The sequence below is a fragment of the Pseudomonas sp. C9 genome, assembly GCF_002000165.1.
Taxonomy (GTDB): domain Bacteria; phylum Pseudomonadota; class Gammaproteobacteria; order Pseudomonadales; family Pseudomonadaceae; genus Aquipseudomonas.
Genome location: NZ_MPAK01000001.1, coordinates 5,530,941 through 5,550,104, shown reverse-complemented (window position 1 = coordinate 5,550,104; position 19,164 = coordinate 5,530,941). Strand labels below are relative to the sequence as shown.

Sequence of the window (19,164 nt, the reverse complement as noted above, 5' to 3'; positions counted from 1 at the left end):
GAAAAAGGAGCAAGTCAGATGACTCGCATACACAAGTGGCTACCGAAACTCGCCCTCGTGGCAGCCTCGGTGATGGCGATTTCGGCAACAGCCGGGGCCGCTGAAAAACCCAACATCCTGGTGATCTTTGGCGATGACATCGGCCAGACCAACATCAGCGCCTATTCCATGGGTGTGGTCGGGTACAAGACTCCCAATATCGACCGCATTGCCAAAGAAGGCATGATGTTCACCGACTACTATGCGGAGAACAGCTGCACGGCAGGACGGTCATCCTTCATCACGGGTCAGACGCCGCTGCGTACCGGTCTGTCGAAAGTTGGCGCGCCGGGTGCACCCGTGGGCCTGCAAAAACGCGACATCACCATCGCCCAGGCACTCAAGTCCCAGGGTTATGCGACCGGCCAGTTCGGCAAGAACCACCTGGGCGACAAGGACGAATACCTGCCGACCAACCACGGTTTCGATGAATTCTTCGGCAACCTGTACCACCTCAATGCCGAAGAAGAACCTGAACGCCCGTATTGGCCCAAGGACGACCCTGCGTTCCTCAAGTCATACGCTCCGCGTGGTGTGATCCACAGCTTTGCCGACGGCAAGATCGAAGACACCGGCGCATTGACCACCAAGCGCATGGAAACCATCGACGACGAGACCACCGCCGCCGCCCAAGCGTTCATCGAGAAGCAGGTCAAGGCAGACAAACCGTTCTTCGTCTGGATGAACACCACCCGCATGCACTTGTTCACCCACGTGCGCGAGTCGATGAAGGGCCAGAGCGGCATGCCCGGCAACGACTATGCGGACGGCATGCTTGAGCACGACGGCGACGTCGGCAAACTGCTGAAAACCCTCGATGACCTGAAAGTCACCGACAACACCATCGTCGTCTATACCACCGACAACGGCCCGAACCAGTTCTCCTGGCCGGATGCGGCGACCACACCGTTCCGTAACGAGAAGAACTCCAACTGGGAAGGCGCCTACCGGGTGCCGGCGATTGTTCGCTGGCCAGGCAAGATCAAGGCCGGTGAAGTCTCCAACGAGATGTTCTCGGGCCTGGACTGGTTCCCGACCCTGCTGGCAGTCGCCGGTGAAGACAGCGTAAAAGACAAGCTGCTCAAAGGCTGGGCGCCGGTAGCGGGTGGCACCAACTTCAAGGTGCACCTGGACGGCTACAACCAACTGCCTTACCTGACCGGCCAACAGCCTAAGGGCGAGCGCAAGGAGTTCTACTACTTCAACGACGACGGTTTGCTGGTGTCGATGCGTTTCGACAACTGGAAAGCGGTGTTCTGCGAACAACGTGCACCAGGCGGTTTCAAGGTGTGGAGTGAGCCGTTTGTGTGCCTGCGGGTGCCAAAAATCTTCAACCTGAGAATGGACCCGTATGAACGCGCCGATGTGGTTTCCGATCAGTATTACGATTGGCTGACCAAAAACGTCTATCTGGCGGCCGTGGCCACGGGTAAAGCGGCGGTGTTCCTCCAGACCTTTATCGACTATCCGCCAAGCCAGAAACCGGCCAGCTTCAGCGTTGACCAGATTCGTGCTGCGGTAGACGCCAAAATCGCTGAAAAAATGAAAGCTGCACCGGCTGCACAGTAAAACTGCGTGACTGCCGCTCGCCTTAACCGGCGAGCAGCCCTATTTTGTGTGAACACAACCCTGTAGCAGCTGCCGAAGGCTGCGTTCGAGGACGAAGTCCTCGTCAAACATGCGCCTCGGCCTATCTGACACACCGAGTGGTCCGGATTACCACCGCTGCGCAGCGGGACGCCGCCTTCGGCAGCTGCTACGGGGTGTTGTGTTCATCGTCAGAAGATGTTTTGCACAAGGCAATCCGCAATGTCCTCACGTGTCGCCAGCAAGTCGTCGGCCATACCTGCCCCGCAAACCGCCACCTCCCCGACCCTGCTGATTCCAGCATTGCTGCTGTTCGTCTCGGGCGCGGCGGCGCTGGTGTACCAGGTGCTGTGGATCAAGCAACTGTCGTTGGTCGTCGGCGTTGAGGTGTACGCCATCACCACCGGCATCAGCGCCTTTTTTGCCGGGCTGGCGCTGGGGGGATTGCTGTTCGGGCGCTGGGCTGATCGCTTGCAGCAACCGGTGTTGTTGTATGCCGGGCTTGAAGTGCTGGTGGCGGTACTGGGCGTTGGCGCGACCTTCGCCATGAGCATGGCGGCCAGTCCTTTTGCCTGGCTGGAACAGCACATCGGATTGCTGGCCTGGGTGTTGCCCTTTGCGCTGGTGGGCATTCCCGCGCTGTTGATGGGCGGCACGCTGCCGGTGCTGGTGCGCTCGTTGGCCAGCGACCCGCACCATTTGGGCAAGGCTGGCGGACAACTCTATGCAGCGAATACCGCGGGCGCGATTGCCGGCACCTTGCTTGCTGCCTTCGTGTTGATCGCCACCCTCGGCGTGCGCGGCAGTGCCCTCGCCGCCGCCATGCTGAACCTGCTGGCCGCCGCCGGTGCCCTTTGGTTTCAACGCCAGCGCCCGGCGGTGGTCCAGGAGCCGACCCGGCATCACGAACACAAAGCGCCGGATCGCCTGGCCCTGTGGCTGTATTCCATCGCAGGCGGTGTGGCACTGGGTTACGAAGTGGTCTGGTCGCAATCCATCGTGCAATTCATGAGCACCCGCACCTACGCCTTTGCCGTGGTGTTGGCGACGTACCTCACGGGGTTGTTCATCGGCAGCGCGCTGCTGGCCCGTCGGGTTGATCGTATTCGCGATCCGTGGGGCGTATTTGGCTTGCTGATCGCCGGGGCCGGCCTGATCGCACTGTTGGAAGTGGCCTTTCTCGGGCGCTGGCTGGTGCTCTTGCAATCCCAGGCCGAAACCGCTGCGCTGGCGATGGGCGGCAGCGAGTTGCTGGGCATGAGCGCACGGTTTGCCATGGCCGCGCTGAGCATCGTGTTTGTCCCGACCTTGCTGTTGGGGGCGGCGTTTCCTTTGGCGCTGCGATTGAGTGTCGGCCCTGAGCGCGTCGGTCGGGATGTGGGCGCCGTGGTGGCGTTCAACACCCTGGGCGGGATCGTCGGCGTGATGCTCTGCGGGTTCTTGCTGATTCCGCTGCTGGGGCTGGTGCGAACCTTGGGACTGTTGGCGATTGTGGCAGCAGGGATCGGCTATTTCGCCGTGCGCAAGGGCCATCACGTCAAGAAAGGCCGGCGTCAGGCGGTAGTCGCCATCAGTTTGCTGTCCGTGGTGGTGGCGATTTTTATCCCGGTCGACAAACTCGCCAGCCTGCTGCCCGGCGCCCGCAACGGCACGTTGGCGTTCTATGAAGAAGGACGTGGCGGCACCGTGGCCGTGGTCACGCAGGGCAAGGGTCAGAAGAGCTTTCAGCGCTTGTATATCCAGGGCGTGTCGAACACCGGTGACGCCATGCCATCGCTGCGCTACATGCGGATTCAGGCGCTGCTGCCACTGCTGATCCATAACGGCGAACCGCGCTCGGCGCTGGTGATCGGTTTCGGCACTGGCATCACGGCAGGCGCCCTGACCCGCTATCCGGGCCTTGATCACCGAGTGGTCGCGGAGTTGCTACCGTCGGTGGTCGAAGCCGCGCCGTTGTTCAAGGGCAACTTCAATGCCGCCGCCGATCCGACGGTCGATGTGCGCCTACGCGACGGCCGCCAGGAACTGCTGCGCAGCCCGCAGCGCTACGACCTGATCACCCTCGAACCGCCACCGCCCTCCGCCGCCGGCGTCGTGAACCTGTATTCGCGCGACTTCTACCAATTGGCCGCCAGTCGCCTTGAGAAACAAGGCCTGGTCGCGCAATGGCTGCCGCTGCCGACGCAGAACATCGACGATTCGCGTTCGCTGGTGCGCAGCTTTCTCGATGCCTTCCCCTACGCCACGCTGTGGACCAGCGAATTCCACGAAATGTTGCTGGTGGGCTCGATGGAGCCGATCGAACTGGACGCTGCGAAAATCAGCCAGCGCTTCCAGCAGGACACCGTGCGCAGTACGTTGCAAGACGTGGGCATCGGTTCGGCGCCGGCCTTGATGGCGACCTGGGTGACCGATCGCGCCGGGCTCGAAGGCTTCGCAGGCGATGCCCTGACGGTGACCGATGATCAACCACGGATCGAATACGCCCCCTGGGTGCGCGCCAAGGAAATCAGCCGCGTGCTGCCAGCGTTGCTGGATTTGCGCCTGCCACCGCCGCTGCTCAATGCCGATGCCGGTTTCATCGAGCGTATGAATGCCCATCAGCAGCGCCTGATGCAGTTCTATCGGGCGAGCCTGCACGCCTATGACGGTGACCGCGACGCCTGGGCCAGGGACATCCGTGAAGTGATGATGGGTGATGGCGGCAATCCGTATTACCGCTGGTTTGTCGGTGACGGGACATAAGACCCATTGCCGAACCCGCGAATGCAAACCACACGTTTGAACTTGCGTAGCGGGCCGTATCACCCGCGTCATTTGACAGATGCCCGGCATCCGGCAAAGCTGCATCAAGCTTGATCGCGCGCCCAAGGGCAAACGCACCTGGACTATGGAAGTCGCAATGCCGAAACATAAAAATAAAGCAGCAAATCCAAACCCTGATTCGCAACCGAACCTGATCAATCGCTACCTTTTTCCTGTAACCATCGGCACATTGCTGCTGGCGGTCATCGCCATCGGCTGGTTTCTGTTCAGCAGTTCACCGGCACCGCTCAAGCCTGTTCCCGTCAGCGCCCCTGTCGCGCAACAGGCCAAACCGCAACCGGTCGCGATGGCCCCGGCGAAGATGGTCGATGAACAACAGTGCCAGGGTTGCCACAGCGAGCAGGTCAAGGACTGGCAAGGCTCCCATCACCAATTGGCGATGCAACCGGCCAATGCCGAAACGATGCTGGGCGACTTCAATAACGTCACGTTCAAGGCCGAGAACGAAACCACCGTGTTCTCACGCAAGGACGATGGATTCTGGGTCAATACACCAGGCATTGATGGCAAGAATGCCGATTTCAAGGTGGCTTATACCTTTGGTATCGCGCCGTTGCAGCAATACCTGATCGAGGTCGGCGAAGGACGTTTGCAACCCTTGGGCGTGGCCTGGGATACCGAAAAACACCGCTGGTTCCACCTCTATCCCGGCCAGGGTGTGAACTTCAAGAATCCGTTGCACTGGAGCAAGCCAAGCCAGAACGCCAACTTCATGTGCGTCGAGTGCCATACCACAGGCTACAAACGCAATTTCGATGCCGCCAAAAACACCTTTGACAGTCAGTGGAACAGCCTCGGTGTCGGCTGCCAGGCGTGCCACGGCCCGGCCTCCAATCACCTGGAATGGACGGCGAAAAAAGGTGATTTGATTCACGCCGGTTTTGCCGTTGACCTCAAGGACAAGAACGCGACCGTCGAGATTGAAACCTGTGCCCGCTGCCATTCGCGCCGCGCCCCGCTGAGTGATGGCTACACCGTTGGCAAACGCCTGATGGATGACTACCTGCCAAGCGCCCTGACCCGCGAGTTGTATGCACTGGACGGCAAGATCAAGGACGAGGTGTTCGAACATGGCTCCTTCGCCCAAAGCAAGATGTTCGACAAAGGCGTGCGTTGCAGCAACTGCCACAACCCGCACAGCAGCGAGCTGAAGGCGCCGGGCAACGGTGTTTGCCTGCAATGCCACAACACGGCGGGCAAGACGTCGGTGGAAGGCGTCGACGGTAAAGGCCTGCAAGCGAAAAACTACGATTCCATCGAACACACCCGCCACACCATGGGCCAACCGGGCTCGCAGTGCGTGGATTGCCACATGCCTGGCAAATTCTATATGGGCAATGACTTCCGGCATGACCACAGCTTCAGTATCCCCAACCCGGAGCGGGCGAAAAAACTGGGAACACCGGATGCCTGCCTCACTTGCCACCAGGGTAAGGACGGCGACAAGGTCACTGAGCAATTCAAACTCTGGAACAGCGCGCCAACCGCGCAGGCCCCGCGTTATGACGAAAGCCTGTGGCTGATTCGCAACGGCCAGCCCGGTGCGGCGCAAGCTTTGTACGAGCAATTGCAACGGAGCAATTTGCCGGCGATTCAACGGGCAACCTTGCTCGCCGAATTGCCGATGTACCCGAGTGAACAGGCGCTGAAACTGGCCACCAAGGACTTGAGCAACCCGGCCCCCCTGGTGCGTGAAAGCGCCGTGCGGGCCATCAGCGCATTCTTGCCGCCGCCCGAACGTGCGCCGCTGTTGTCGCCGTTGCTGGCAGACCCGGTGAAGGCGGTGCGCATCGCCGCGGCCCGCGATTTGCTGGGTCTGGCCAGTAACGGATTGGGCAATGCCCAAGCGAATTGGAATGCGGCCATTGCGGAGTACGAAGCGGTACAGATGAGCCTGCTGGAACGGGCCGAAGCCAATCTCAACCTGGCGATGCTCTATCAGGCCAGCGGCCGCAATGACAAGGTCGAAAAATACCTGCGCACGGCCCTCGAACGCGATCCGGATTTCTACCCGGCGCTGGTGACGCTGGTGCAATGGCTGGAAGCCAACGGCCGCAGCCAGGAGGCTCAGACGCTGCTGGCACAAGCCTTGAAAGACCACCCGGACGCAGCGCTGTTGCAATACACCCAAGGCCTGTCGCTGGTGCGGGCAGGCAAATCGGACCAGGCCATGCCAGCGTTACGCAAAGCCGCACAACTGGAACCGCAGAACGCCCAATACGGCTACGTGCTGGCCGTGGCGTTACACGACAAAGGCAAGGTTGAAGAAGCCTGCGAAGTGCTGGAGCAATTGTTGAAAGTGCAGCCGGCCAACCGCAATGCGCGGCTGTCGTTGATCCAGTACTACCTGGCCAACGGGCAAGAGCCCAAGGCGCAGGTGTTGTTGCAGGGCTGGAAGAAAATGAACATGGGCGATCCGGCGTTGAAATAACCCTTTATCCACCCCGTTTGTAGCAGCTGCCGAGCCCGCGAGGCTGCGTTCGGCGACGCAGTCGTCGTAAACCCGGCGAACGCGGTTTCCTGAAAAACCGCATCGTTTGATTTCACGACGACTGCGTCGCCGAACGCAGCCTCGCGGGCTCGGCAGCTGCTACACGGGTCGTGGGACTACCACGAAGAACCACTCTTCAACGCCAATTCCCGCCGACTGTTGGCTCGCATCGCCTTGATCAGCGACACCGTCCCCACCAGCAAAATCGCCGCTGCAAACAAAAAGTCGATTTTGTACAGCTGGAAGTCATTCAGCGGCCCCACCAAAAACACCCGTATTGCCCCGACGCTGACCAGCGTCGCCAGAAAGTCGATACCCGGCTCGTCGCGATAAAACACGTGCAGCAGCGGCAGGCAGATCACCAGCAGCAACAGCAGGACAATCACCTTGAATGAGCCCTTGCGCTCGACACTGAACGCACACTCATTGGCGGCATACGGTTTGTAGTCTTCCTCGCGCGCCAGCGAGTTTTTCTCGTTGATGTACTCCGCGCGGTTGTACTTTTGAATCGGCGTAAAGGTGTTCGACATTTCCATGCTGGTGGTGATGTGCTTGAAATTCAGGTCGATGCGCTCGTTGCCCTTGAGGTAATACAGCACCGGTTTGTAACCGTAGCGGTAAGTGTCGAACGGGAAGTCCGTCGCCCTCCCCTGAACGCCGATCGTTCGGGGTTCGAGTTCGGCATAGGCACTCTTGTTGAGCGACGACAGGTTGCGGCTCAGGGGCTTGATTTTGACCTGCTCCAGAAACACCGGGGTGACGCCGTAAGACCACTGCAACGGTTCCAGGCGCAGCCGCAGTTCGTTGCGGCCCAAGTCATAGCGATCAAACGTTCGCTCAGAGACGATGACTGTGCCCGCGAGTGCGAACTCACCATGCACATTGTTAGTAATGCGCAACGTCAGGCGATCCTTGCCCAGGGTGGCGGCATCGCTGGCCGGCGGTGTGCCGCACCAGGCGTAACTGTCTCGCGCCCCCGCGAGTTGGCCCTCGCGGTCCTCTTGAAACAGATAAAAGTAACTGCCCCACAAGGCCAGCATCAGCAACAGCGCGATCAGCCCCAACACCTTCTTGCCCACACTCACGGCCAGACTCCTTTCTCTGTTTCTTCCATGCAGCCGAAAACCCGCTGACGCGGGTTCCGAAAATGCCAGTGATTAGTTAACGGCGTATTTGTTTTGCAGCGCTTGCAAGCGCTCGGTTTGTTGCGGGGTCAGGCCACTGGCATCGAACAGCACGGCGCCATCAGCCCCAACGAGTTTGATGATTTCCAGGTTGAACAATGCTTCTGCGGGCGCATCAAGCTTGCCCCATTCGCTGAACTGGTTCGGTGTAATTTCCCAGGTAGGAGACTCGCCCGGCTCGATACCACCAGGAATCGGCAACTCGACGGTGCCCACGAACCATGGCGTGGCGCGGCCCGGACTGGCCACGGTGCCTTTGAAACCGACACGGGCGATGGAAAACGTCGTGCCGTTCTTGACCTTGGCCACCACCACCGGTTGACCGTGCGGCGCCGCCGAATTCTTGTTCTTCTCCGTGAAATAAAATTCCGACTTGAGAATCTGGAACTTGGCCATCTCAGCCTTGGCAATCTGGGCCGCCTGCTGGATATCCTGCAGTTGCTTGATCTCGGCCAGGGCTTGCTGCTTTTCCTTCAATGCGCGTTCGGTGCGCAGATTGGCGGCGATGACGGCGACGTCTTCAGCGGTTTTTCCGTTGAGCGTGGTGCGCACGTTATTTTTGGCCTGCTCCGCCGATATCTGGCCACTCAAGGCCTCGCCGATATTGCTGAAGGTGATGAGTTTCAAATCTTCCAGGAGTTGGGCTTTCTTGTCTTGCGGCAGGTCTGCCGTGACTTTATCCAGCGATGAAGTGAGGCTCTCATCGCTAGTGCCGTCCAGTTTCGGACCACCACAACCGGCCAACATCAATGTCACCAACCCTGCTGCGAACATCCTGCGCATACCCGACTCCTTTTTGAGAATGCGCGGACTCTACCAAAATGCCACCACTGGCCCAAGCAAAAACACGCCCTGTAGCAGCTGCCGAGCCTGCGAGGCTGCGTTCGGCGACGCAGTCGCCGTGAAATCAGGCTCTGCGGTGTGACAGGAAAACCGCATTCGAAGGGTTTACGACGACTGCGTCGCCGAACGCAGCCTCGCAGGCTCGTCAGCTGCTAAAAAATGGTGTTGTCAGCGTCGTCTGAACAACGGCCGAGGCTCAATCACCGAACGGCCGTACAACACGCTCATCCCGGCCAACCCCTTCAGCGCATCCTCGGCCGATTTGTCTTCGCGCACCGCGAAGCTGTCGAACCCGCATTGGCGCATATGGCTGAGTTGATCGCGCAGCACATCACCGATCGCGCGCAGTTCACCGGTCCATCCCATGCGGGTGCGCAGCAAGTACGCCTGGCTGTAACCGCGACCGTCACGAAAGCTCGGAAAATCCAGGGCAATCAACGGCAGCGTCTCGAACCATGGTTTAAGGCGTTCCACCTCATCATCCGGCCCCAGCCACACCGCATGCTGTGCAGGATTGAGCAGCCAGCGGTTCAACGGCAAAATCAGTGACCCGGCAGGCATTTCACCCTCCGGGTCCCTGACCAGCACCCACGGATCGTCAGCCACAATCCGCGCCACACCCTCCTCCAGTCGCAGCAGATTGTTCATGCCGTCACCTCCAGTACCTTCGGATACACCTGCTCCTTGAACGGCTCAAGACCGATGCGCAACAAGGTGTCGACGAACAGTTCTTCGCTCTCGCGGTAATCGACAAACGTGTCGATGATCCGCTCGATTACCTCGGGTACTTCGGTGGCGCTGAAGGACGGGCCGATGACCTTGCCCAGCGCACTGTTCTTGCCCTGGCTGCCGCCGAGGGTGATCTGGTACCACTCGCTGCCGTTCTTGTCGACGCCCAGAATGCCGATGTTGCCGATGTGGTGGTGGCCGCAGGCATTCATGCAACCCGAAATGTTGAGGCTGATGTCGCCCAGGTCGTGAAGGTAATCCAGGTCCTCGAAACGTGCCTGAATGGCCTGGGCAATCGGGATCGATTTGGCATTGGCCAGTGCGCAGAAGTCGCCGCCGGGGCAAGCGATGATGTCGGTCAGCAAACCGACGTTGGCGCAACCCAGCCCCTGCTCGCAGGCCAGGCACCACAGCGTATGGAGATCCGCCTTGGGCACATCCGGCAGCACGATATTCTGTTCATGGGCGATGCGGATTTCACCGAAACCGAATTGCTCGGACCACTTGGCCACGGCCTGCATTTGCTCGGTCGTCACATCCCCGGGTGGCGAGGCGATCCCGGGTTTCGTCGACAGCACCACACTGGTGTAACCCACGACCTTGTGCGGCTGAACATTGCGGGTGACCCAGCGCGCGAACGCCGGGTTCTCGGCCAGGCGTGTGCCAAATTCCAGGTCAATGTCGGGCAGTGAACGGTAGTCGGGGGCCACGAAAGCACTGGCGACACGCTCATACTCGGTGCTGGTCAACTGCGCCGGCCCGTCCTTGAGGTACTGCCACTCCTCCTCCACTTCCTTGGCGAACGCTTCGATCCCCAGGGCTTTGACCAGTATCTTGATCCGCGCCTTGTACTTGTTGTCCCGCCGACCGTGGCGGTTGTAAACCCGCAGCACCGCTTCGACATAGGACAGCAAATGCTGCCACGGCAAACCCTCGCGGATCTGCAAGCCAAGGATCGGCGTGCGCCCCAACCCGCCACCCACAATGACCCGCAACAGCTTTTGCCCATGGTCATCGCGATAAAGATAAAGACCGATGTCATGCATCATGATGGCGGCGCGGTCCTGCTCCGCCGAACAGATGGCGATCTTGAACTTGCGCGGCAGGAACAGGAATTCCGGGTTGATGGTCGACCATTGACGCAAGATTTCCGCCAGCGGACGTGGGTCCATCAGCTCGTCCGCCGCCACACCGGCGAACGCTTCGGTGGTGATGTTGCGCACGCAGTTGCCAGACGTCTGGATCGCATGCATTTGCACCTGCGCCAGGCGTTCGAGAATGTCCGGCACTTGAGCCAGCTCGATCCAGTTGAACTGCATGTTCTGCCGGGTGGTGAAGTGGCCATAACCGCGATCGTAATCCCGGGCGATGCTCGCCAGCGTACGCATCTGGCCGGCACTGAGCGTGCCGTAGGGAATCGCCACGCGCAGCATGTAAGCGTGCTTTTGCATGTACAGGCCGTTCTGTAAACGCAACGGCAGGAACTCTTCTTCGCTCAGCTCGCCGGCCATGAAGCGTTCGACCTGATCGCGAAACTGCGCAACCCGTTCGAAGACCAGGGCCCGGTCATAGTCATCGTATTGATACATGTGGCGACCTCATCAGGGTTGTTCGCACGCTCTGCACCTGTAGCAGCTGTCGAGCACCGCGAGGCAGCGTCCGGCTGCGCAGCAGTCGTCAAACCATGCGACTCGGTCTGTCAGTTGAACTGCGTGCACAGGATTTACGACTGCTGCGCAGCCGGACGCTGCCTCGCGGTGCTCGACAGCTGCTACAGGGGGGTGGCGGTGTTTGTGGGTCGACTATGGACCTGCGGCGCAGTGCGTTACAGATTCAGGTAAACACTAAAAAACCGTATCAGATCGCAGCAGATGACCGCAGGCAAACCTCGCATCTGATCCGCATAACTTTGGTTTTTCTGAGTCTGTTTTGTTTGAGGCAGGGTTTCTACAGTCGACAACCTGCCAGGCCGGGTGGCCTGGCAAGACTTTGCAACCGTGGAAGCATTGACCATGAGCACAGCAACAATCGGACAGGCCTATAACTACAAGGTCGTGCGCCAATTCGTCGTGGCAACCATCGTATGGGGTGTCATAGGGATGGCGATGGGGGTGTGGATCGCCTCGCAACTGGTATGGCCCGAGATGAACCTCGACCTGCCGTGGACCACCTTCGGCCGCTTGCGCCCGTTGCACACCAGCCTGGTGATTTTCGGTTTTGCCGGTAGCGCGCAATTTGCCGCCAGTTACTACGCCGTACAGCGCACCTGCCAGGTGCGGCTGTACTCCGACACCCTGGCCGCATTCACTTTTTGGGGGTGGCAATCGGTGATCGTGATCATGCTGGTCACCCTGCCGCTGGGCTATACCACCACCAAGGAATACGCCGAGATCGAGTTTAGCGGCGCGGTGTGGATGACCGTGGTCTGGGTCGCTTACGCCATCGTGTTTTTCACCACCGTGGTGCAGCGCAAGACCAAACATATCTACGTCGGCAACTGGTTCTTCGGCGCGTTCATCGTGGTCATTGCGATGTTGCACGTGGTCAATCACCTGTCGATTCCGGTGGACTGGTTCAAGTCCTATCCGGTGTATTCCGGGGCGACCGACGCCATGGTGCAGTGGTGGTACGGGCACAACGCGGTGGGGTTTTTCCTGACCACCGGTTTCCTCGGGATGATGTATTACTTTGTGCCCAAACAGGTCGGGCGCCCGGTGTATTCCTATCGCCTGTCCATCGTGCATTTCTGGGCGCTGATCACCCTGTACATCTGGGCCGGTCCGCACCACTTGCACTACACCGCATTGCCGGACTGGGCGCAGTCGCTGGGCATGGCGATGTCGCTGATCCTGCTGGCGCCGAGCTGGGGCGGGATGATCAACGGCATGATGACGCTCTCGGGCGCCTGGCATAAATTGCGCACCGACCCGATCCTGCGGTTTCTGGTGCTGTCGCTGGCGTTCTACGGCATGTCGACCTTCGAAGGCCCGATGATGGCGATTAAAACGGTCAACGCCCTCTCCCACTACACCGACTGGACCATCGGCCATGTGCACGCCGGGGCACTGGGCTGGGTGGCGATGATCACGTTCGGCGCGGTGTACCACATGGTGCCGAAAGTCTTCGGCCGCGAGCAGATGCACAGCATCGGCCTGATCAACGCGCACTTCTGGCTCGCCACCATCGGCACCGTGCTGTACATCGCGTCGATGTGGGTCAACGGCATTACCCAAGGCCTGATGTGGCGCGCGATCAACGACGACGGCACGCTGACCTATTCGTTCGTCGAAGCCTTGCAGGCCAGCCATCCGGGGTATGTGGTGCGCTTTATCGGTGGCGTGTTCTTCCTCAGCGGCATGCTGTTGATGGCCTACAACACCTGGCGCACGGTGCGGGTGGCGGACGTGACGATGGCTGAACGTGAAGCGCAGTTTGCCTGAGGCAAGGAGCCATACATGTATGAAGTTCTGTTGAATGCGATGGTCGTATTAGTGCTTTGGCTGGGGGTTGAGTACAGCCTCAAGCGGCAGACGCCGCAGAGTCTGGAGGATGCCAGCCTGATTCCATTTGCCGACGACCCCGAGGTGGCGCGGCGGGTGGAACTGGCCACCGGGAAGGTTGTGAATGCAGTGGCGCCGGAAGAGGTGAAGCCCGGTTGGATCAACCTCGACATCTGACCCACCACCTGTCCGTTGTAGGAGCCGAGCTTGCTCGCGATGCGGCCATTCCAGCCAACATCAATGTTGCCTGTCAGTCCGTCATCGCGAGCAAGCTCGGCTCCTACACGGGGGATTGGGTCAGTCAGGGAGGACGTGGCCGCGATCGCGCGGAATCAGGAGCTGCAACTGCTGCGCCAGAAAGTTTGCATCGAACGCAAACGTGTCCGGGTCTTTCAAGCCGTTGGTCTTGCGCCACTGCCAACTGGTCGACGGCGGCAGGCACACCAGCGACACGCTGCCATAGCGCGCAGCCGTCAGCCCCATCACCGCCAATGAAATCTGACCGCCAGCACCCATTACATCCGGCACGAACTCCACCGGCTTGCCGGCGATGACAATTGACAGCTTCTCAGTCTTGAACATCGACGTCTCGACCGGCACGCTCGGCCCTGAAGCGACATACACCTCACGACTCACTTCCAACAGATTGGGCGCCTGGACCGGTTCCAGCCACTGCTGGATCTGATCGAACAACTCACCGATACGCGTCGCCCAAACCGCCGATTGCGATTCAAACAGTTGCTTCTTGTGCGCTTCACTTTCTGCGTAGTGGCGAAGCATCTCGCCCAGTTGCTGTACGTCGTCCATTGCGGTGTTCCTTTCGTTGGAGCGGTGCTGCGGACATTGAGCATGGCAGATCCACGCCGAGGACGTACGTAAAAGTCCACCGGCCTCTTGCGCCGCCCGAACTCGCGCCAGAAAAGACACCATGACACTTCACTGAAAGATCGGCGGTACAGTTGTTTTCCGCTGGAATCCGCCCACGAACCTAGGGACACTCGATCCTCGGGTGACTTTCCGACACAGATCATCGCTTGAGGAGATCCAATGCGCACCATCGGCCTTATCGGCGGCATGAGCTGGGAGTCCAGCGCCGAATATTATCGCCTCATCAACCAACAGGTCCGCGACCGGCTCGGGCCACTACGTTCGGCGCAATTGCTGATGTACAGCGTCGACTTCGGCCCGGTCGAACAGGCCCAGCACGCCGGGCGTTGGGACGATGCGGCGGCGATTCTGGTGGATGCCGCACAACGGCTGCAAGCGGGCGGTGCCGAGTGTGTGGTGCTGTGTACCAACACCATGCACAAGGTCGCCGCGCAGATTCAGGCCGCGATCAACATTCCGTTCCTGCACATCGCCGACCCGACCGGTCAGGCGGCGGTCGATGCCGGTACGTTGAAGGTCGGATTGCTGGGGACCGCGTTCACCATGGAACAGGACTTTCTCAAGGATCGCCTGAGCGCAATGGGGCTGACAGTGCTGGTGCCAGAAGCCGAGGAACGCCAGGCGGTGCACCGGATCATCTACGACGAATTGTGCGTCGGCGTGATCAGCGACACATCGCGCGAGGTCTATCAGCAGGTGATTGAGTCGCTGACCCAGCGCGGAGCACAGGCGATCATCCTCGGTTGCACCGAAATCGGCCTGCTGATCAAACCCGAACACAGCGCCCTGCCCCTGCTCGACACCACCGAACTGCATGCGCAGGCGGCGGTGGCGTTCGCACTCGGCGACTGAGTCAATCGGCGTTAAGCGTGCGACGCAGACGCGCCATGCTCAAGGTGTCGACCAGTCGGCCGTCACGCACGGCGTAGTCACGGAACAGGCCTTCGGTCTCGAAACCGAACTTTCGGTACAGACCGATGGCGGCTTCGTTGTCGGCGTACACCGAAAGCTCGACCCGTTGCAGATTCATCCAGTTGTCGGCGATGTCCAGCACCGCCGCCAACAGCTTCGAGCCCACGCCTTTACCCTGCCATGCCACCGCGACGCCCATGCCGATACTGCCGGCATGGCTGCGGCGGATCCGCGAAAACTGCTCCAGGCCAATGTTGCCGATGACCGCGCCCTGATGCAGCGCGACCAGTTTCACCAGACGCTCGTTATCCGAGGCCAGGCGTTGGCGCCAGATCTCGGTGGATTGAAATGGCATTTGCAGGACCTGACGGGTAATGGCCGGGTCGTTGTAGAGCGCGGTGACGCCCTCAATATGAGATTCGCTGAAACGTTCGAGGGTGATAACCGGTTCGGTGGCGGGCATGGGTGATTCATCCTTGATGCAGACATGGCCGCCAACTCTACAACGCATCCTTCAGGCATTGCGAGAATCAATGTGGGAGCGGCGGTGCGACGATTCGACTTGCTCGCGAAGACGGTGTTTCAGTCACCTTTGATGTTTAATGACACACCGCCTTCGCGAGCAAGCCCGCTCCCACATTTTGACCGCGTTCAGCTGTCGAACCACTCCCGGCGCTCATTGAAGGTGTTGTGGATCAACTCGACAATCATCTGCACGTCGCCCTCTCCCTGTGTTTCGGTGTTGGCCGCCATCCACACCTGACGTTGCATCGGCTGTTCGAACAACCCCGGCAATGCAATCAGTCCACGGTCAAACTGGCTCATGTAGCGCGGCAGCAAGCCGATGCAAGCGCTGCATCGGATCATCTCCAGCATCAGCTCATAAGAATGCAAGTGCACCACGCCGGCCAGACGCTGATCGACCACGCTGTTCCACGGCCGAAAACTCTCGACCTGACGGTCATGCTGCCATTGCACCAGCAGGAAGTCGGCCAGGTCATCGAGGCTGTCAGGCCGCGCCGCGACGCGCGAATAGCGCTTGGCGATGTGCGGCAGGTACTCAAGACGCGCCAGCCGCCGGGGCTCGCTGACGGCGAAACTCGGACCGGGCAGCGGCGAATCCGGGCCGGCCAGCCACAGCACCACGTCCGCGCTGACCGCTTGCAGGGCCAATTCGCTGTCGAGGGTGATGATGTCCAGACGCACACTGGCATTTCGTCGCAACAAAGCGACCAGATCGCGGCCGAGAATGTCGTGCAGAATCGACTCCGCCACCGCCAGGCGAATCAACGGTTGCTCTATCACCGGCGCATCGCGCTCGTGGGCCAGGGCGATCAACTGTGCCTGCAGCGCCAACCCGTCACGACTCAGGGCCAGGCCACTGTCCTGATGATTGAACAGCGTGCACTGCAACTGCGCTTCAAGCTGCACCAGATGTTTGCGTAACTGGGTGGATTTGATATTGAGGCTGCGGGCGGCCTGCATGAAGCACCCGCAACGGGCGCTGACCCTGAAAGACTGCGCCAGCACCGGGTCGATGCCGGCAGCGCGAGTGGACTCCATGAATGACATCAATGACTCCTTGTCGATCGATCCTTGAAAACCTCATCCTGCGCAGCGTTTATGAACCTGATGTGACACCGGGGAGGGAAAATCGATTCAGCCGCCGGGAGTTTGCCGAAAACTCACGGCGAGGCGGTTCCAGCTGTTGATGGTGGTGACGGCAATCGTCAGGTCGACCATCTCGCCTTCATTGAACTGCTCGCGCGCCAAGGCGTAGACGTCGTCGGGCACATGGCTTTCAGACAGCAAGGTAACGGCCTCGGTCCAGGCCAGTGCTGCGCGTTCCCTGGGGTTGAAAAAGCCGCTGTCGCGCCAGACCACGATCGAATACAGGCGACGATCGGTCTCGCCCAGGCGCCGTGCATCCACTGAATGCATGTCGGTGCAAAAGGCGCAGCCGTTGAGTTGCGAGGCGCGGATTTTGATCAGGTGCAGCAGTGCGGGTTCGATACTGAGGTTGCTGGTCAAGGCTTCCATGGCAATCATCGCTTTCATCGCTTTGGGCGATGCGCTGTAGTAATCCAGGCGGGAACTCATGAGGCGACCTCGTGAAGCGATGATGTTTTTTCACGGTAGTCGTCGAGGCCGCGGTGTGACAGATCCAATTCTGCGAAATACCCCCGCACCACTCGGCACCAGACCAATCCCCGGTTTTTCAACTGCGCAACTTCTGCGCAGCCGCCCATGCGGGTAATCTGGCGCGACGCACACGCGCCTCAATTTGCCCCAGGAGCCCCAACGGTATGGAACTTCACGTTGTCATCAACGGCCGCAAGGACCTGGCAGGCCAGTTGTACAACCAGCTGCGCAGTGCCATCGAATCCGGACGCCTGGCCGCCGGGACGCAGCTGCCGCCCAGTCGTTTGCTGGCCGAACAGTTGGGGATATCGCGCAAGACCATTTCCGACACGTACGCGCAGCTGACCTATGAAAATTTCCTCACCGGGGTGATTGGCAAAGGCACCTACGTGAATGCCCGACCGGCAAAAATCGCCCGCAAACAAAGCCATACCGAGCTGGCGAGTTACGACGTCATCGAATCCTGGCGCAATCTGCCGGTGTTCCTGCGTCACCCCACGCTGGAAGGGTCGTTGCGTTACGACTTCATTGGCGGTGCCACCAGCAAGGGCCAGTTTCCGCAGGATGACTGGCGACGCTGCACCTCCCACGCCTTGCGCCAGATTGCCGGCTCCAAAGGTTTCTACAGCCTGCCCGAAGGCCTGCCGGCGCTGCGCAATGCCATTGCCCGGCACATCGCGTTCTCGCGCGGGGTCAATTGTCAGGACGAAGACGTGGTGGTGTGCAATGGCGCGCAACAAGCGCTGGACCTGATTTCCCGGGTGATGACGCGCCCCGGCAGCATTGTCGCCATGGAAGATCCGGGCTACCCGCCGGCCCGCCTGTTGTTCGGCTCGCACGGTGCCACGGTGATCGGTGTGCCGGTGGATGCCGAAGGCATTCAGGTGGATAAAATCCCCCTCGGCACACGGCTGATTTACGTCACGCCGTCGCATCAATTCCCGCTCGGTTTGCCGATGAGCCAGGAGCGTCGGGTGGCGCTGCTGGAACGGGCTTATGAACTGGGCGCGATCATTATCGAAGACGATTACGACAGCGAGTTTCGCTACGAGGGCCGCCCCACGGATTCGCTGCAAAGCATGGATGAGCGCGGGATCGTCGCTTACGTCGGCACCTTCTCGAAAACCTTGCTGCCGGAATTGCGCCTCGGTTACGCAATATTGCCGCCGGCGATTCTCGAAGCGGTGATCCGCGCCAAGCAACTCACCGACCTGCACACGTCCACGTTGCCACAGTGGGCGCTGGCCAAATTCATCGCCGAGGGCTGCCTGCTCAAGCATATCCGGCGCTGCCATACGATTTATGCCGGGCGTCGCGAACGGATTCTGGCACGCATGGCAGGCGACCTGTCGCCGTGGCTGGAGCCGGTGCCCACCACGGCCGGGTTCCACATGGTGGTGATGTGCAAAGTGCCTATCGATCTTCCATTAGTGATAGAACTGGCAAAAAAAGTCGAAGTCGGGCTCTACTCCATCGAGGCCTTTTACTTCCAACAGACGCCGCAGGCCGGGCTGTTGCTGGGTTTTGGCGCCATTGAAACCCTGGACATCGATACGGCCCTGGACCGTTTGCGCGACATTTTGCAGCAGGTTGCCTGACAGATTGGTCTGCGCCTTTACCGGGCGATTGGCTATTGGTGGTCCGCAGCAGCAGGCCTATCCTGCATAAGCGTTATCCCTCAATGAGCAGGATTCGTCCGGCCTGATTCAGGAGTGTGAGCAATGTCCCAAGAAGTGATCAATACCGTACAGGTGCAGGCCGTCGCTGGCCGCTCGGATGAACTGGGCAAGCAACTGCAAAAGATTGTCGAAACCCTGCGTGAACTACCGGGCTGCGACTCCTATATGGTCGACCGCTGCCCCGAGGACACCAACCGCTGGACCGTCAGCGCTCGCTGGCAATCGGAAGCGGCCATGCACTCGCATTTCAACTGCCCCGAAGTTCAGGGCTTTATCGGTCTGATTGACAACCAATTGGCAAATGCCGTGGATTTCAACAGCTTTCCGATCCGCTAAAACACCAA

The 19,164-nt window shown here is 60.0% G+C and carries 16 protein-coding genes; 8 read left to right on the top strand and 8 right to left on the bottom strand.

Features of this window, described 5'->3' with window-relative positions; all coding sequences use genetic code 11:
- Window positions 1-18 precede the first annotated feature (18 nt).
- The 3 genes from BMS17_RS25975 (at window position 19) to BMS17_RS25965 (ending at window position 6,883) form a co-directional block, all read left to right on the top strand.
- A complete protein-coding gene (locus BMS17_RS25975; protein WP_046032173.1) occupies window positions 19-1,608 on the top strand; it encodes an arylsulfatase in 1,590 nt (529 codons plus the stop codon).
- A 240-nt stretch (window positions 1,609-1,848) separates the two neighbouring features.
- A complete protein-coding gene (locus BMS17_RS25970) occupies window positions 1,849-4,371 on the top strand; it encodes a fused MFS/spermidine synthase (RefSeq protein WP_077432090.1) in 2,523 nt (840 codons plus the stop codon).
- Between the two features lie 157 nt (window positions 4,372-4,528).
- A complete protein-coding gene (locus BMS17_RS25965; RefSeq protein ID WP_077432089.1) occupies window positions 4,529-6,883 on the top strand; it encodes a tetratricopeptide repeat protein in 2,355 nt (784 codons plus the stop codon).
- Window positions 6,884-7,059: 176 nt separating this feature from the next.
- On the opposite strand, the gene BMS17_RS25960 is transcribed toward BMS17_RS25965, so the two are convergent.
- The 4 genes from BMS17_RS25960 to BMS17_RS25945 all read right to left on the bottom strand — a co-directional run bounded on the left by BMS17_RS25960 (window position 7,060) and on the right by BMS17_RS25945 (window position 11,288).
- Window positions 7,060-8,028: a hypothetical protein gene (locus BMS17_RS25960; protein ID WP_046032170.1), complete on the bottom strand. Its 969-nt coding sequence runs from the start codon at window positions 8,026-8,028 to the stop codon at window positions 7,060-7,062.
- A gap of 72 nt (window positions 8,029-8,100) precedes the next feature.
- A complete protein-coding gene (locus BMS17_RS25955) occupies window positions 8,101-8,910 on the bottom strand; it encodes a DUF6694 family lipoprotein (RefSeq protein ID WP_046032169.1) in 810 nt (269 codons plus the stop codon).
- A gap of 228 nt (window positions 8,911-9,138) precedes the next feature.
- Complete coding sequence (locus BMS17_RS25950) at window positions 9,139-9,618, bottom strand: DUF934 domain-containing protein (RefSeq protein WP_046032168.1); 480 nt, start codon at window positions 9,616-9,618, stop codon at window positions 9,139-9,141.
- Entirely contained in the window at window positions 9,615-11,288 is a 1,674-nt protein-coding gene (locus tag BMS17_RS25945; RefSeq protein ID WP_077432088.1) for a nitrite/sulfite reductase, read from the bottom strand. Before BMS17_RS25945 ends, BMS17_RS25950 begins: the two co-directional genes overlap by 4 nt.
- Before the next feature lie 423 nt (window positions 11,289-11,711).
- Here BMS17_RS25945 and ccoN point away from each other — a divergent pair, with 423 nt between their 5' ends.
- Window positions 11,712-13,139 carry a cytochrome-c oxidase, cbb3-type subunit I gene (gene ccoN, locus BMS17_RS25935; RefSeq protein ID WP_046032166.1) on the top strand — a complete coding sequence of 476 codons (1,428 nt, stop codon included), beginning with the start codon at window positions 11,712-11,714 and terminating at the stop codon, window positions 13,137-13,139.
- Window positions 13,140-13,154: 15 nt separating this feature from the next.
- Window positions 13,155-13,376 (top strand): hypothetical protein, encoded by a 222-nt coding sequence (locus BMS17_RS25930; RefSeq protein ID WP_046032165.1) that lies wholly within the window; start codon window positions 13,155-13,157, stop codon window positions 13,374-13,376.
- A gap of 120 nt (window positions 13,377-13,496) precedes the next feature.
- On the opposite strand, the gene BMS17_RS25925 is transcribed toward BMS17_RS25930, so the two are convergent.
- Window positions 13,497-14,006, bottom strand: a complete 510-nt coding sequence (locus BMS17_RS25925; RefSeq protein WP_046032164.1) for a hypothetical protein — start codon at window positions 14,004-14,006, stop codon at window positions 13,497-13,499.
- A 240-nt stretch (window positions 14,007-14,246) separates the two neighbouring features.
- Here BMS17_RS25925 and BMS17_RS25920 point away from each other — a divergent pair, with 240 nt between their 5' ends.
- A complete protein-coding gene (locus BMS17_RS25920) occupies window positions 14,247-14,939 on the top strand; it encodes an aspartate/glutamate racemase family protein (protein WP_077432086.1) in 693 nt (230 codons plus the stop codon).
- A gap of 1 nt (window position 14,940) precedes the next feature.
- Here BMS17_RS25920 and BMS17_RS25915 read toward each other — a convergent pair whose 3' ends face one another.
- The 3 genes from BMS17_RS25915 to BMS17_RS25905 form a co-directional block, all read right to left on the bottom strand.
- The gene (locus BMS17_RS25915) at window positions 14,941-15,462 is read right to left on the bottom strand and encodes a GNAT family N-acetyltransferase (RefSeq protein ID WP_077432085.1); all 522 of its coding nucleotides are present in this window, start codon (window positions 15,460-15,462) and stop codon (window positions 14,941-14,943) included.
- 188 nt (window positions 15,463-15,650) lie between these two features.
- Window positions 15,651-16,571 (bottom strand): LysR family transcriptional regulator, encoded by a 921-nt coding sequence (locus tag BMS17_RS25910; protein WP_077432084.1) that lies wholly within the window; start codon window positions 16,569-16,571, stop codon window positions 15,651-15,653.
- A gap of 87 nt (window positions 16,572-16,658) precedes the next feature.
- The gene (locus BMS17_RS25905) at window positions 16,659-17,099 is read right to left on the bottom strand and encodes a carboxymuconolactone decarboxylase family protein (protein WP_046032160.1); all 441 of its coding nucleotides are present in this window, start codon (window positions 17,097-17,099) and stop codon (window positions 16,659-16,661) included.
- Window positions 17,100-17,305: 206 nt separating this feature from the next.
- Between BMS17_RS25905 and BMS17_RS25900 the strand changes: the two genes are divergently transcribed.
- On the top strand, window positions 17,306-18,739 hold the full coding sequence (locus BMS17_RS25900) for a PLP-dependent aminotransferase family protein (protein WP_046032159.1): 1,434 nt from the start codon (window positions 17,306-17,308) through the stop codon (window positions 18,737-18,739).
- Window positions 18,740-18,862: 123 nt separating this feature from the next.
- Entirely contained in the window at window positions 18,863-19,156 is a 294-nt protein-coding gene (locus BMS17_RS25895) for an antibiotic biosynthesis monooxygenase family protein (RefSeq protein WP_046032158.1), read from the top strand.
- Window positions 19,157-19,164: the final 8 nt, after the last annotated feature.